This window comes from Promicromonospora iranensis, from assembly GCF_028994805.1.
Taxonomy (GTDB): Bacteria; Actinomycetota; Actinomycetes; order Actinomycetales; family Cellulomonadaceae; genus Promicromonospora; species Promicromonospora iranensis.
This window is the reverse complement of the sequence record NZ_JAJQQP010000011.1, coordinates 94,821-108,206: the sequence shown is the minus strand read 5'-3', so window position 1 is coordinate 108,206 and position 13,386 is coordinate 94,821. Positions and strand designations below refer to the sequence as shown.

Below are 13,386 nucleotides of genomic sequence, written 5' to 3'. Positions count from 1 at the left end.
GTAAGGCTGATGCCTGGAAGAGGGCGGCAGGACGAAGAAGGCGACGGACGCGGCCGGGCGGTTCCCGGAGCCGGCGTCAGCCAGGCGGTCGGGCCTGCGCCGCGATCAACGCCGCCTCCACCCGGTTACGCGCGCCCGTCGTGCGCAAGATCGACGTGACGTGCACCTTGACAGTTCCCTCCGCCAGGTGGAGTCGTGCGGCGATCTCCGGGTTCGCGAGCCCGTCGCCCATCAGGGTCAGCACTTCCCGCTCGCGCTGGGTGAGGCGGTCGAACCGCTCGCGTGCGTCCTGCTGGGCGACGAACCGCGTGCCCAGCCCGGTCTGCAGCAGGCGCCGCGACACGGCGGGGGAGAAGTAGGCGCCGCCCGACGCCGCCGCGTGCACCGCGAGCAGCAGCTCACGGGGGTCGCCAGACTTCAGGACGAAGCCGTCGGCACCCAGCCTGATCGCCTCGGCGACGTACTCGTCCTCACCGAACGTGGTGACCATGAGGCATGGCAGGTGCTCCGCCGAGCGTCGGATCTCGGCGAGAACGTCCAGGCCACTCATCGTTCCCATGCGTACGTCCAGCAGCACCACGTCGGGCCGGTGTGCCCGGACCGCCGCCAGGGCCTCCTCGCCCGAGGATGCCTGTCCGACGACGCGGACACCGTCGTCGGTCTCCACGATCCCCGCCAGACCCGCGCGGACGAGGGGCTCGTCGTCGGCGATCACCACACGCAGCGGCGTGGCGGATCCGGTCCCGTTCACCGCGCACCGCCCACGACGAGATTCGTCGAGGCGACCCGATCGTCTGCCCAGCAGATCCGGTAGGCGTCGCCGGACGCGTCGGCGAGCGGGTCGGCCGTGACCGCGTAGTAGTCGCACGACGGGTCGGCTCCTGGCGGCGGATCGAGGGTAGCCGGGGGCAGCAGTGGCCGGACGCCGGACCGGGTATCGCCGACCGAGAGACGGGCGAAGACCTCTGGGTCCAGCTGCGCGCGGCGTGCGTCGAGATGGTCGGAGAGCTGGATCGCCGCCGCGACCACGACGAGCGCCGTCGCCGGTATCAGGACGGCAGCCAGCAGCAGCGCCCCGCCCCGGCGCCGGGCGCGGAACAGCCCGTGGGTGACCGCGTCGGCATCCAGCGGGTCCTGGCTCGGCGTCCCGTCGCTCTCGGCGCCCGAGGGACCGGCGGCATGACCGTTCCCGGCACCGCCTCGAGTGGTGCTCACGGGAAGGAGCTCTGCCCGCAGCACGTACTCCCCGTCCGCCGCACCTGCCGTGACCGAGCCGCCCCGGGCACGCACGTGGTGGGTGAGCGATCGGACACCCGTGCCACCGACAGCGGATACCGGCGCGTCGGCCGCCGGTGAGCCGTCCGAAGGGACAGGCAGCGGGTTGCGCACCGTGATCAGAAGACGTTCGGAGCCTGCGTCCAGCACGACGCGGACGGGCTGGCCCGGTGCGTGCTTGAGCGCGTTCGTGAGCCCTTCCTGGACCACCCGGAGGACGGCTGGGCCGCAGGCAGCCAGAGCGTCGGGACCGGGTGAGCCCGTGAGCTCGACGTCGGCGCCCGCGCGGCGCGCGTCCTGCACGAGCACGTCGAGCCCCGCCTGGATGTCCTCCGCCGGCATGCTGGGCCCACCGTCGGCCAGCCCGGTGCGGAGGGTCTGCACCGAGGCGCCCAGGCGGGCGACGGCGTCCGAGACCTGGCTCCGCGCGAGCCCGACCGACTCCCGCACCGCTGATTCCCGCCCTGCCGAGTTCGGCCCGGCGGCGCTGCGCGAACGGTCGGTCTCCGGGTCCCGCTCGAGCTCGAGCTCGAGTCGACCGAGGTTGACGGCGACGAGGCTGAGGGCATGACCCAGGTCGTCGTGCAGGCTCTCGGCGAGCTGCAGCCGCTGCCGCGCGAGGTCGGCCTCCGCACGCATGCGCCGGGCTTCCTGCTCCCGCAGGAGCGACAGAGCCGCGTCGGCCTCGCCTGCCCGGCGGGCGCGCCACGCGATGGCCACCGACCACGGCAGCACGCCGGTCACGACACCGCGGGCCGTCGTGACGAGGGCGTCACGTACGTCGGCCCAGCCGACCAGTACGGCGAACGCGCCCGCCGCCACGGCGACCGCCATGCCGACGACGCCCAGCCGCGCACCGCCGTCGGTCAGCCCGAGGGGTGCGGCGACGGCCGCCAGCGCCAGCATCCACCACGGGTCCACGCCGGCGAGGACCAGGAGCACGGCGAACACCGCAGCCAGGATCAACCGCAGCGAGCGCGCTGCGGCGTTTCCGGGTGAGTACTCGCTGTCGATCCGGGTCGGTGGCGTCACCGGACCATCGTCGCCGAAGGGCGTCGATACCCGCTTCCCGCCCAGGGCTGATCTTGGGGAGGGTCACCTAGGACCAGGGTCATAGGCGGCTCCTGACCCACGCCAGATCCGCGGCGCCCTGCGGATTTCTAGCGTTCTCGGCATGACCACAACACGCCACGCACCAGCTGCACACCGTCCGGCGGCACCCGCTCGGAGCCGGGCCCCGCGCGCCGCCCTGCCCGTCGTGCTGAGCACCTTCCTGGCGCTGAGCGTCCTCGCGCTCCTGACGTGGCCCGCACGGGAGACACTCTTCGAGAACGTCGCCGGCGGAGCTGCCGGGTCCTCTCTCGCAGGCGTCGCGGGCCTGGTCGCCGACAAGGGGCTACTGGTACTCCTCGCCGTGACCGCGGGCCTCGTGCTGTTCACGTGGCTCCGCGACCGGCCGCGGTTCGGACTGCTCGCGGCGGCCGGGGTCGGCACCGTCGCGGCGTACGCGACGAGCGAGATCGTGAAGCTCCTGGTCACCGAGGAGCGGCCGTGCCGCGCGCTCGACGTCGACACGGTGCTGGCGTGCCCCGCGCCCGGGGACTGGTCCTGGCCCAGCAACCACGCGACCATCGCGGGTGCCTTGGCCCTCGCGTGCGTGCTCGTCGTCCCGCGGATCTGGCCGGTGGTCGTGCCGGTCGCGCTGGCCGTGGCGGGCGCCCGCGTCGCTGCGGGCGTCCACTACGTGCACGACGTCGCCTCCGGGCTGGCCCTCGGTGTCGTCGTCACCTGCCTGGTGGCACTGGCCGTCCGCGCCGGCGGTCAGCGGCTCATGCGTCGATCGACCTCGCGCCGGTCACCGGCGGTTCGGCGGACCACGGGAAGGTGATCCACAGGTCGGTGTCCTTCCACGAGTAGTCGGGCTGGATGATCGTGCGCGGCTTGGTGAACAGCACGGCCGAGCGGGCCTCGGCGCCCTGCTTCTCCAGGAGGTCCATGACGAGGGCCAGGGTGCGGCCGGAGTCGGCGACGTCGTCCACGACCAGGACCTTGGCGCCGGGGAGCTCGGACGTGTCCATCAGGGGCGGCAGCACGCGAGGGTCGTCGAGCGTCTTGCCGATGTCCGTGTAGAACTCGACGTTCAGCGTGCCGACGCCCTTGGTGCCGAGCGCGTACGCCATGGCGCCGCCAGGAACCAGGCCGCCGCGCGCGACGGCGATCACCACCTCGGGTACGAACCCGCTGTCGACCACCTGGTGGGCCAGGTCACGCACCGCATCGGGGAACGTCTCCCAGGTGAGCACCTCGCGCTCCGGGATCGGAGCGTGCTCAGCGTCGGGAAGGTCTGTCGAGGTCATAGGAGGACCCTACGAGACGTGGCGGGCACCCGGCTCGGGTACCCGCCACGCCTGTGCCGTGACCAGCGGCGATGCTCACGTCGAGTGCGCGATATCTCAGACCCTCCGCGGACGGACGGACCGGAGGGGTCAGGCCGCCTTGGCCTCGAGGATGTCGACCACGAACACGAGCGTCGAGTTCGCGGGGATGGCGCCGTTCTCCTGGTCGCCGTAGCCCTGGTCGGCCGGGACCACGAGCAGCACCTGGCTGCCGACCTTCTGGCCGGCGATGCCGTTGGTCCAGCCCGGGATCACGCCGTTGAGCGGGAACGAGGTCGGGGTGCCGCGGCTCCAGGAGGAGTCGAACGACGTGCCGTCGAGCAGGCACCCGGCGTACTGGACGGTGACCGTCTGGTCCTTGGTGACCTCGGCGCCGTCACCCTCGATGAGGGGCTGGACCACCAGGTCGCTGGGCGCCTCGTAGTCCTCGGGGACGGTGACGGTGGGCTGACCGTCGTCGGCGAGCTCGACGGTGGGGAGGCCCTCCTCCGGGGCGACCTCGGTGCCCTCGGCCCGGGTCGGGATCTCCTTGACCTCGCTGACCTCGACCATCGTGACCTGGACGGTCTGGTCCATGGCGGTGCTCGCCATCACGATGCGCGTGCCGACCTTCTGGCCGATCAGGCGGTCGTTCAGCAGGTCGTACTGGGGGTCACCGAGCGTGAACGACTCGGGCTTCTTGCTCTCCCAGGTCGAGCCGCTCGTGGAACCGTCCTTGCCCGCGAGGACCACATAGTTGATGGTCACCTGGGAGCCCTCGGCCAGCTCCTCGCCGGTGCCCTCGTCAACCACGCGGGACGTCGGGCTCTTCACCTCCAGGGGTGCCTTGAAGGAGACCTTCGGCTCCTTGCCGACCGGGCCCGAGACCTCGATCGCGTCGACGGCCTTGACGTCCGCCTCGGACGGGCTCGGCGCGGGCGACGGCTCAGCAGCAGGCGTCACCTCACAGACGTTTCCGTTGGAGGCGGCAGCGTTGCCGTCCCCGGAGTCGTCGCCGCTTGCGCAGCCGGTGAGCGCGATGGATGCCAGCGCGACGGCTGCCAGGCCGGCAGTGGTGCGGTGCTTCACGAGTAGTCCTTCGGTCGGGTTTGCGCCTTGCTGGGGACCGCCACACTCTAGCGGGCGGAGATGAGTGGGACTCCCAGGCAGTGTGGTGCGCGATACAAACAGTTCTCAGGCAGGATCGAGCCGTCCGCTCCGCCCTGCGGAAGAATAGATGCCATGCCGTCGAAGCGCCGCTCCAGCAAGCGTCCGTATGCCGCGGACCACGTCCCTCTCGACCTCGATCGGGCGACGGGCGGACGGCGCAGCGAGTCGGCGGCCGACGGCGAGTGGGTGGTGCAGCGGATCCGGTCGTCCGACAAGACGTACGTCTGTCCTGCGTGCCGACAGGAGATCACGCCGGGCACGGCGCACGTCGTCGCGTGGCAGACGGACGTGCTCGGCGGTCCCGAGGCAGGGCTGGACGGTCGACGGCACTGGCACAACAGCTGTTGGCAGCGCCGTACCAACCTCAGGTGAGCCCACGGGTGGGCAGCGGGGTGAGAATGGGACCGATGACCACTGAAGCGACGCCGGACGAGGCCTCCGGCCAGACGACCCACCAGATCCGCTCGCTCACCGTCCTGCCCGCGCAGCGGGAGGACATCGAGCTGCACACCGCCGACGGCCTGACGCTCGTGGGCGAGCTGGCCCTGCCCGCGGACAGCGAGCCGTCGGCCAGCCTGCTGACGTTCCACCCCCTGCCGACGCACGGGGGGTTCATGGACTCCCACGTGTACCGCAAGGCGGCCTGGCGGTTGCCCGCCCTGGCGAACCTCGCGGTCCTGCGGTTCAACACACGCGGCACCTCGTCCCCGCGCGGCACGAGCGAGGGCACGTTCGACGGCGGCGACGCGGAACGCTACGACGTCGCGGCGGCGATCGAGCTGGCCGAGTTCCGAGGGCTGCCGCGGCCCTGGCTGGTCGGCTGGTCCTTCGGCACCGAGCTGGTGCTCAAGCACGGGGCGGACCCGAGCGTCGAGGGCGCGATCCTCCTGTCACCGCCGCTGCACCGTGCCACCGACGAGGACCTGGACCGCTGGGCGGCGTTCGGCAAGCCGCTCGTCGTCCTGGTGCCCGAGCTCGACGACTACCTGCGGCCGGACGAGGCCCGGCGGCGCTTCGCCCGCGTGCCGCAGGCCGAGGTGATCGGCGTCGACGGAGCCAAGCACCTGTGGGTCGGGGAGCCGGCCGTCGCCCGCGTCCTGAACGAGGTGGTCGCCCACGTGCTGCCCGACCACCCGCTACCGCTGCCGAAGCACTGGGACGGACCGGTAGGGGCTCCTTGAGCATGACCACCACCACAGGAGGACGACGATGACCTCACAAGCGCTGGCCACCTTCACCCTGCACGACGGCGGCGGGCTACCGCTCGTGCTGCTCCACGGCTTCCCGCTCGATCACCGGATGTGGACGGCCTGCGCCGCGCACCTGCCACCCGGCACCCGTGCCATCGGCGTCGACCTGCCGGGAGCCGGGCACAGCGACCTGGACGGGTACCAGCCGAGCATCGAGCACGCGGCCGACTGGGTGCACCGGACCATGGTCGCCGCCGGTGAGGGCAACGCAGTGGTCGTCGGGCACTCGATGGGCGGATACGTGGCGCTCGCCCTGGCGGAGCGGCACCCCGGATTCGTCGCCGGGCTCGGGCTCGTGAACACCAAGTCGACCGCGGACACGGACGAGGCGCGCGCCAAGCGCCTCCGGATCGCCGCCGAGACCGAGTCCAGCCAGACGGTGGACGCCGTGCTCGGCATGCCCGCCGCCCTGGTGGGCGCCACGACCACGGAGCGCAGGCGGCACCTGTTTCCGGTGCTGGACTCCTGGATCCGTGCGCAGTCGCCCGCGAGCGTCGCGTGGGCGCAGCGAGCGATGGCGGCCCGTCCGGACCGGACGGCGGTGCTCGAACGCTTCGACGCCCCGGTCGCCGTCGTGGTGGGCGCCGAGGACACCATCACGCCGTTGGCCGAGGCCGAGTACATGGTCCAGGCCGCCGGCGCGCCCTCCAGGCTCTCCGGCGGCAATGCGGCGCTCACGCTCGTGCCCGGCGTGGGTCACATGAGCGCCGTCGAGGACCCGCAGGCCGTCGCGGCGGCCCTGGGTCTCCTGCACCTGCAGGTCGTAGCCCACCACTGACCAGCACGCCGAGGTAGTCATACAGCGAGGTAGTCACCCAGGGCGAACTGGGTGACTACCTCGCTGGATGACTACCTCGGCCGGGTCAGCTGGACGCGCCGGCCTTCTCGGAGACCGGCTCCTCGGCGTCGTCGCTCTCCGCGGGGGAGGCGGCCGAGTCGGCGGCGTTCTGGCCGGCCTTCGTGCTCGCCTTGGTGCCCTTGACCGACGGGATGACGACCGTCGCCGTGCCGACGGGCACGGGCGTCGGGTTGCTCGGCGGGATCGACGCGGGCATCGAGCCCGTGTCGGTGGACTCCGGCACGTCCGGCTCGGCCTCGGTGCCGTCGCCGACGACGGCGAAGCGGGCCTGCTGCGCGGGCGTCGCGCCGGAGAGGCTCGCCGGCTTGGCCGGCGGGCTGGGCACCGGAGCGGCCGGGGCACCCGGCGTGGCGGGCGTACCGAGCATGCCGCGCAGCTCGTCCAGGTAGGAGTTGATCGAGTCGTGCTGACGCGTCAGGTCCTCGAGCTGGTGCTGCGCGGCCGACCGGCTCGACTCCGCCTCGGCACGGGCGTCGTCGATCGTCTGCTCCGCGAACTCCCGGGCCTCGGCCACGATCCGGTCCGCGGACTTGCGGGCGTCGGCCACGAGGTCCTTGACGTAGACGTCGGACTCCGCGCGGATCTTCTCGGACTGCTCGAGGGCGACCGCCACCCGCTTCTCTGCCTCGGCGGCGTGCTCCTCCGCCGTCTTGACGAGCTTGGCGGTCTCGGCCTTGGCCGTCTCGTGCCGCTCGGCGAGCTCCTTCTCGACGGTCTCCTTGCGGTGGACGATGTCGAGCTCGGCCTGGGCGAGCGCTGCACGGGCCTGCTCGCGCAGCTCCTCCATCTCGCTGGTGACGGCGTTGGCCGCCTCGGCAGCCTGACGGCGTGCCTCGGAGAGGATCTGCTCGGACTCGGCACGGGCGCTGGCGAGCATGGCGGACGCGTCGCGCTCGGCGGTCTCACGCTGCTCGCTGGTCTCGGCGGCGACCTCGCTGCGGAGCTTGGCGGCGTCGGCCTCGGTCTTGACCCGCAGCTCCGTGGTCTCGCGCTCGACCGTCGAGCGCAGGGTGCCGAGCTCCCGCTCGAGGCTGGCCCGGCGCTCGCTCTCCTCGGCGCTGATGGCGCTGGCGATCTGCGCGGACTCGCGCTCCGCGGAGCCCACGAGCTCCTCGGCGCGGCGCTGCGCGGCGAGCAGGTGGCCCTCGGCCTCCGCGGACGTCGTGGTGCGGATCTCCTCGGCCTCGCGGCGGGCGCTGGCGAGCATCTCGGCGACCTCGGACTCGGCGCGCGAGCGCACCTGCCCGGCGGACAGCTTCGCCCGTGCCATGATGTCGGCGGCCTGCTGGTTGGCCTGGTTGATGATGTCGGTCGACTGGTCCTCGGCGGAGCGCAGCAGCAGCTCGATGCGGGAGCCGAGACCGGCGTACGACGGCTTCTCGGTCTCGCGCAGGTTGCGCTTGGCGTCGGTGAGATCCTGCGTGAGCTGCATGGCGCGGCTGTCGGAGGCTTCGACCTGCCGACGGGCCTCTTCGAGGGCGTGGTTCAGTCGGTCCAGGTGCGCGTGCACCTGGTCGCGGTCGTACCCACGCATGGCAGTCGGAAAGAGCGAGCGCTCGTCGGACACGGTGCAGACCTCCAGTGTCGGAACTTGGTGAGGCGCGGGTCAGGCTCCCCCCTGGGACGTGGCTTATACCGCCCGTCCGGCGCCCAGGATACGTGCCTTGTGCGGATGTGGATACTCCGCATGCAGATGCAATGTACGGAATGCCTGGGATACTCTCCGCTGGCTCACGCAGCCGCGCGGCGACGGCGTTTCCGACACACCCCGTGAAGGAAGGGTGAGAATCCCGACCGAACCGCACAAGCACGCCCGTCATTGGACAGGGCTCCTCGTACGGTCCCTATGCTGGAACATCCACCTGATCGACGGGCTGCGCGCCCTAAATTCGAAGGGAATCGGTGGTGCAACGCTTTTTGGCGATCCTCCTGATCCTTGCCGGACTCGGCGGGATCGGTTTCGGGGTCGCGACGGCAACCGTCCTGCGCGAGTCCGACACCGTCGTCGCGACCGCGACCCCCAGCGGTGACGGAACCATGGTCGTGACCGAGCCCGGTGTGCTCGGCCTGGTCGACGACCAGGTGACCGTGCGAGCCACTGTGCCCGAAGGGCAGAAGGTCACGCTCGCGCTCGGGTCCGACGTCGACGTGCTCGGCTGGGTGGGCGACGACCCCTACGACTCCGTGACCGGCCTGTCCTCCTGGGAGACGCTGCGCGTCGTCCCGGGCACCGCCGCCGCCCCGGAGGGGGAGGCGGCCGAGGGCGAGGAGACGGACGAGGCGCCGGCCGAGAAGCCGAGCACCGGTCCCGAGCCCGCGGGCTCCGACATGTGGATCTCCGAGGTGAGCGGCGAGACCGCCGTCTCGATGCGCTGGACCGAGCAGCCCGGCCGCGTGGTCCTGCTGGCCGCGGGCGTCGGCAAGGGCGCGGAGGCGCCCACGCTCGAGCTCACCTGGCCTCGCCAGGCGAGCACCCCGTACCTGTGGCCCGGTGTCCTGGGCGGCTCTCTCCTCCTGATCCTCGGTGTCTTCATGGCCATCGGCGCGCGCCGCAGTGCCAAGCGCAGGTCCGGCAACGGCCGTCCGCCGTCGGCCGTCCGCACCCGCCAGCCGGACTCCGAGCTGCCGCGTCGCGACGTGGTCCTCGGCATCGACGGCGAGCAGTCGAGCCCTGCCGGGCACGAGCCCGCCGCCGGCTTCCCGCCCGCGCTGGGCGACCCGGCCGAGGGGGGCACGGCGGTCTACCCGCCGGTCCGCCCGGAGGCGCCGGGTCGGGACCGTCCGGACCAGAGGCCGGTGCAGAGCCCGGTACCGAGCCCGGTACCGAGCCCGGCGCGGCATCCCGAGCCGGCCCTGACCGAGCCGGAGCACACGCGGTCCTGGGGTGCACCCGCGCCGTTCGGCGGAGCAGCTCCCATCACGCCGCCGCCCGTGCCCGAGCGGGATCCCGAGCCGGTCGCCGCTCCCGCGGCGTCCATCCGCGGGATCCGGCGTCGTCGCGGACAGGCTCCCGGAGCGGCACCCGCCGCCACCGCACAGCCGCCGGCCCAGCGGACGCCGTTCGGCGGTGCCGCACCCGAGCAGGCACCGGCGCCGGCCGAGGCGCCGTCCGCCGCGCAGACCGACCCGGCCGCCTCCGCGGCGTCGGGCAGGCCGATGACCCGGCGCGAGATGCGCATGCGCGAGCAGGCGCAACGCAGGGCCGCGACGGGCGCCATGCCCACCGTGCCCGCGTCCGAACCAGAGCCCGAGCCCGAGGTCGAGCAGCCGCAGACACCGAGCAGCCGGGCTGCCGCGTGGCGCCAGACCTGGGGCGTCACCGGGAACGACGGAGGTAACTGATGAGACGCACCACGACCCGCGCCACGGCCGTGGTAGCAACCGTGCTCGCCACGGGTCTGCTCGCCGGCTGTGCCGAGGAGCTCCCGACCCCGAAGCCGGAAGCGCCCGTCGCTGCGGCTGTCGTCACCCAGTCCCAGGAACGCGAGATCCTGGACAAGGTGGCGGGCGTCGTCGGGAAGGTGACCAAGGCCAAGGACGCCGACAAGCTCGAGCCGCGGCTGTCCGGGCCCGCGCTCGACATCCGCGAGACCCAGCTCAAGGTCGCCGCCGCCCGTGGCGACAAGGAGCCGCTGACCGATCTGGCCATGGAGATGCAGCAGGTGATCCTGCCGTCGGACCAGGAATGGCCGCGCAGCAGCTTCGCCATCACCGTGCAGCCCAAGGACCTCACGACGCCGGTGCTCATGTCGTTCGACCAGGCGACGGCGCGTGACCAGTACAAGCTGTGGGGCTGGGTGCGTCTGCTGCCGGGCGTGACCATGCCGCAGTTCGCGGAGGCCGAGCTGGGCAGCCCCGCCGTCCCGCCGGACGACAAGAGCCTCAAGGTGACGCCCAAGGACGCGATCAAGCAGTACGCGTCGGTGCTCACCGTCGACAAGGACTCGAAGTACGCCGACACCTTTGCCGACGACGACCTGCGCCAGTTCTTCCGGGACTACGGCAAGCTCCAGGTCGACGCGATCAACAAGGAGGAGTGCCGCGGCGCCTTCAAGGTCGAGTACGAGCCCACGAAGGCCCCGGTGAAGGCGGTCCGCACGGCGGACGGCGGTGCCCTGGTGATGGCGGCGATGATCAGCCAGGAGACGATCACCGCCAAGGAGGAGGGCTGCGAGATCGGCCCGCCGACCAAGACCACCCAGGCGCTCTGGGGTGACACCGACGTGAGCAACGTGGTCGAGGTCAACTACAAGGACATGGTGGCGATGTACGTGCCGCCCAAGGACTCGGACGACCAGATCAGCCTGGTCGGCTACGAGCACGTGCCGAGCTCGGTCTCGAACGGCTGACCTGGTCGGCGACTGATCGCCGCCCGCCGCTAGGGTGGCCTCCGTGAACCTACGGAGGCCACCCTTGCCGCGTTCCGCCGTCCGTCCCCGGTCCAGGGCCGGGGTGTGCCTCGCGACGGTCGCCGCCGCGGCGGTCCTCCTGGCGGGCTGCACCGCTGAGCCGCCCGCTCCCGTACCGGAGGCCCCCGTGGTCGCGGCGGTCGTCAGCGAGGCACAGGAGCGAAAGATCCTGGCATCCGTCGCGGCGGTGGTCGTGGAGCACGACGAGGCGTCGGCGGCGGAGGGCCTGCGGGCCCGGATGACGGGACCCGCGCTGGCGATGCGGCAGGCCGAGCTCCGTCTCGCCGGCGCGACGGGCGACGAGAGGTGGCGGACCGACCTGTCGGCGCAGACCCAGCAGGTGGTCCTGCCGTCGGACCAGGGCTGGCCGCGCACCAGCTACGCGATCCAGGCCCAGCCGGACACCAGGGTCGCCCCCGCCCTGATGGTGCTCGACCAGCGTTCGGCCCGCGAGCAGTACCGGCTCTGGGGCTACGTGAGCCTGGTTCCGGGAGCGAGCCTGCCGCCGTTCGCGGAGTCCGAGCTGGGCAGCGCCGCGGTCACCCCGGACGACGGCACGTCGCTCGTCCGGTCGCCGGCGCAGGCGCTCGCCGACTACGCCGAGGTGCTCAGCGAGGACGCCGCCGCCGCGAACGCCGGCGCCTTCGACGACGACCGCCTGCGACAGACCATGCGCGACGTCGAGGCGTCGCAGACCGGCGTCCCGGGCTGGCGGACCACCGAGGGCACGTACTCGTTCGCTGCGCGGGTCGAGCCGGACCTGGGCCTGCGCGCCGTCCGCACGGCCGACGGCGGGGCGCTGGTCCTGGGCGGGCTCACCAGCACCCAGACCGTGGCGCTCGGCCAGGAGGGCGCCGAGATCGAGACCGATGCTCTCCCCGCCGCGCAGAAGGTCCTGCTGGGTGACCAGGAGCCGGCAGACCGGCTGCGTACGCGGTACCGCGACTTCGTCGCCCTGTACGTGCCCGCTGCCGGGTCCGAGCGCAAGATCACGCTCGTCGGTTTCCGGCACATCCCGATCGACGTCTCCAGCGGGTGACCGGCGAGCCACCGTCACCGAGTCATTAGGATTGCCCCATGAGCAGTCCGTCCCCTCAGCCCGGGCCCGCCCGGAGCGCCCAGCCCGAGTTCGCGGTGCGCGGCGCCGTCGACCTGTCCGCCCTCAACCGCCCCCAGGCACCGCCACCTGGTGAACCCGGTGGCGCACCCGAAGCCGGCGGCTTCGTGGTGGACGTCAGCGAGGCTAACTTCGAACAGCTGATCCGTGACTCGTCCACCTACCCGGTGGTGATGCTGATCTGGATCCCGACCGACCAGGCGAACGCCGAGCTCGGCGTCACCCTGGGCCGCCTCGCCGAGGAGTACGGCGGGCGGTTCCTCCTGGGGCGCGTCGACGCGCAGTCGGCCCCGCAGGTCGCCGCCGCGTTCCAGGTGCAGGGTGTGCCTACCGTGGTCGCCGTGCTGCAGGGCCAGCCGCTGCCGCTGTTCCAGGGCGCCGCCGAGGAACAGCAGATCCGCGGGGTGCTGGACCAGGTCCTGGCCGCCGCGGAGCAGAACGGCGTCACGGGCCGCGTCCCGGGTGCCGCGCCCGCGGTGGACGAGCCCGAGGCCGAGGCCGAGCAGCCGCTGCCGCCGCTGCACCAGGAGGCGTACGACGCGATCGAGCGCGACGACCTGGACACCGCCGCTGCCGCCTACGAGAAGGCCCTCCGGCAGGATCCCAAGGACGCCGACGCGACGGCCGGCCTCGCCCAGGTGCGCCTCATGCAGCGCACCCGGGACGCCGACCTCGCCGCGGTGCGGCAGGCCGCCGCGGACGCGCCGTCCGACGTCGACGCGGCGCTCGCCGTGGCCGACCTGGACATGCTGGGTGGCAAGGTGGACGACGCGTTCGTGCGCCTGCTCGACCTGCTGCCCGACTCCGACGCCGACGGTAAGGAGAAGCTCCGCGTGCGCCTGCTGGAGCTCTTCGAGGTTGCCGGCACGGGGGACCCGCGGGTGAGCAAGGCGCGCAAGCGCCTCGCGATCAGCCTGTACTGATCCGCTCC

General features: G+C 72.6%; 13 protein-coding genes. 8 read left to right on the top strand and 5 right to left on the bottom strand.

Features of this window, described 5'->3' with window-relative positions; genetic code table 11:
* Positions 1-76: 76 nt before the first annotated feature.
* Positions 77-751 carry a response regulator gene (locus LUM46_RS19000; protein WP_274996036.1) on the bottom strand — a complete coding sequence of 225 codons (675 nt, stop codon included), beginning with the start codon at positions 749-751 and terminating at the stop codon, positions 77-79.
* The gene (locus LUM46_RS18995; RefSeq protein WP_274996032.1) at positions 748-2,307 is read right to left on the bottom strand and encodes a sensor histidine kinase; all 1,560 of its coding nucleotides are present in this window, start codon (positions 2,305-2,307) and stop codon (positions 748-750) included. Before LUM46_RS18995 ends, LUM46_RS19000 begins: the two co-directional genes overlap by 4 nt.
* 142 nt (positions 2,308-2,449) lie before the next feature.
* On the opposite strand from LUM46_RS18995, the gene LUM46_RS18990 reads away from it, so the two are divergent.
* Positions 2,450-3,163: a phosphatase PAP2 family protein gene (locus LUM46_RS18990; protein ID WP_274996030.1), complete on the top strand. Its 714-nt coding sequence runs from the start codon at positions 2,450-2,452 to the stop codon at positions 3,161-3,163.
* On the opposite strand, the gene LUM46_RS18985 is transcribed toward LUM46_RS18990, so the two are convergent.
* Together LUM46_RS18985 and LUM46_RS18980 are read right to left on the bottom strand one after the other, a co-directional pair.
* Positions 3,105-3,632: a phosphoribosyltransferase gene (locus LUM46_RS18985; RefSeq protein ID WP_274996028.1), complete on the bottom strand. Its 528-nt coding sequence runs from the start codon at positions 3,630-3,632 to the stop codon at positions 3,105-3,107. The two genes, LUM46_RS18990 and LUM46_RS18985, sit on opposite strands and share 59 nt — an antisense overlap.
* A gap of 129 nt (positions 3,633-3,761) precedes the next feature.
* Positions 3,762-4,739 carry an FKBP-type peptidyl-prolyl cis-trans isomerase gene (locus LUM46_RS18980; protein WP_274996027.1) on the bottom strand — a complete coding sequence of 326 codons (978 nt, stop codon included), beginning with the start codon at positions 4,737-4,739 and terminating at the stop codon, positions 3,762-3,764.
* A 153-nt stretch (positions 4,740-4,892) separates the two neighbouring features.
* Between LUM46_RS18980 and LUM46_RS18975 the strand changes: the two genes are divergently transcribed.
* The 3 genes from LUM46_RS18975 to LUM46_RS18965 are packed head-to-tail and all read left to right on the top strand — an operon-like array spanning position 4,893 to position 6,848.
* Positions 4,893-5,192, top strand: coding sequence for a hypothetical protein (locus tag LUM46_RS18975; protein ID WP_274996025.1), 300 nt, complete (start codon positions 4,893-4,895; stop codon positions 5,190-5,192).
* Between the two features lie 35 nt (positions 5,193-5,227).
* Positions 5,228-6,001 carry an alpha/beta hydrolase gene (locus tag LUM46_RS18970; RefSeq protein WP_374726967.1) on the top strand — a complete coding sequence of 258 codons (774 nt, stop codon included), beginning with the start codon at positions 5,228-5,230 and terminating at the stop codon, positions 5,999-6,001.
* Between the two features lie 28 nt (positions 6,002-6,029).
* Entirely contained in the window at positions 6,030-6,848 is an 819-nt protein-coding gene (locus LUM46_RS18965; RefSeq protein WP_274996023.1) for an alpha/beta fold hydrolase, read from the top strand.
* Between the two features lie 85 nt (positions 6,849-6,933).
* Here the strand turns inward: LUM46_RS18965 and LUM46_RS18960 are convergent, their stop codons facing one another.
* Positions 6,934-8,496: a DivIVA domain-containing protein gene (locus tag LUM46_RS18960; protein WP_274996021.1), complete on the bottom strand. Its 1,563-nt coding sequence runs from the start codon at positions 8,494-8,496 to the stop codon at positions 6,934-6,936.
* 338 nt (positions 8,497-8,834) lie between these two features.
* Between LUM46_RS18960 and LUM46_RS18955 the strand changes: the two genes are divergently transcribed.
* The 4 genes from LUM46_RS18955 (at position 8,835) to LUM46_RS18940 (ending at position 13,378) form a co-directional block, all read left to right on the top strand.
* Positions 8,835-10,271 carry a hypothetical protein gene (locus LUM46_RS18955; RefSeq protein WP_274996020.1) on the top strand — a complete coding sequence of 479 codons (1,437 nt, stop codon included), beginning with the start codon at positions 8,835-8,837 and terminating at the stop codon, positions 10,269-10,271.
* Complete coding sequence (locus tag LUM46_RS18950) at positions 10,271-11,278, top strand: DUF8094 domain-containing protein (protein WP_274996018.1); 1,008 nt, start codon at positions 10,271-10,273, stop codon at positions 11,276-11,278. Before LUM46_RS18955 ends, LUM46_RS18950 begins: the two co-directional genes overlap by 1 nt.
* A 64-nt stretch (positions 11,279-11,342) precedes the next feature.
* Positions 11,343-12,377: a DUF8094 domain-containing protein gene (locus tag LUM46_RS18945; RefSeq protein ID WP_274996016.1), complete on the top strand. Its 1,035-nt coding sequence runs from the start codon at positions 11,343-11,345 to the stop codon at positions 12,375-12,377.
* 38 nt (positions 12,378-12,415) lie between these two features.
* On the top strand, positions 12,416-13,378 hold the full coding sequence (locus tag LUM46_RS18940; protein ID WP_274996013.1) for a tetratricopeptide repeat protein: 963 nt from the start codon (positions 12,416-12,418) through the stop codon (positions 13,376-13,378).
* Positions 13,379-13,386: the final 8 nt, after the last annotated feature.

What these genes read in the sequence shown, in the direction of transcription:
- LUM46_RS18975 (WP_274996025.1), top strand. Translation starts at nt 4,893, where the DNA reads ATGCCGTCGAAGCGCCGCTCCAGCAAGCGTCCGTATGCCGCGGACCAC.
- LUM46_RS18940 (WP_274996013.1), top strand. Translation starts at nt 12,416, where the DNA reads ATGAGCAGTCCGTCCCCTCAGCCCGGGCCCGCCCGGAGCGCCCAGCCC.
- LUM46_RS18990 (WP_274996030.1), top strand. Translation starts at nt 2,450, where the DNA reads ATGACCACAACACGCCACGCACCAGCTGCACACCGTCCGGCGGCACCC.
- LUM46_RS18965 (WP_274996023.1), top strand. Translation starts at nt 6,030, where the DNA reads ATGACCTCACAAGCGCTGGCCACCTTCACCCTGCACGACGGCGGCGGG.
- LUM46_RS18970 (WP_374726967.1), top strand. Translation starts at nt 5,228, where the DNA reads ATGACCACTGAAGCGACGCCGGACGAGGCCTCCGGCCAGACGACCCAC.
- LUM46_RS18950 (WP_274996018.1), top strand. Translation starts at nt 10,271, where the DNA reads ATGAGACGCACCACGACCCGCGCCACGGCCGTGGTAGCAACCGTGCTC.
- LUM46_RS18985 (WP_274996028.1), bottom strand. Translation starts at nt 3,632, where the DNA reads ATGACCTCGACAGACCTTCCCGACGCTGAGCACGCTCCGATCCCGGAG.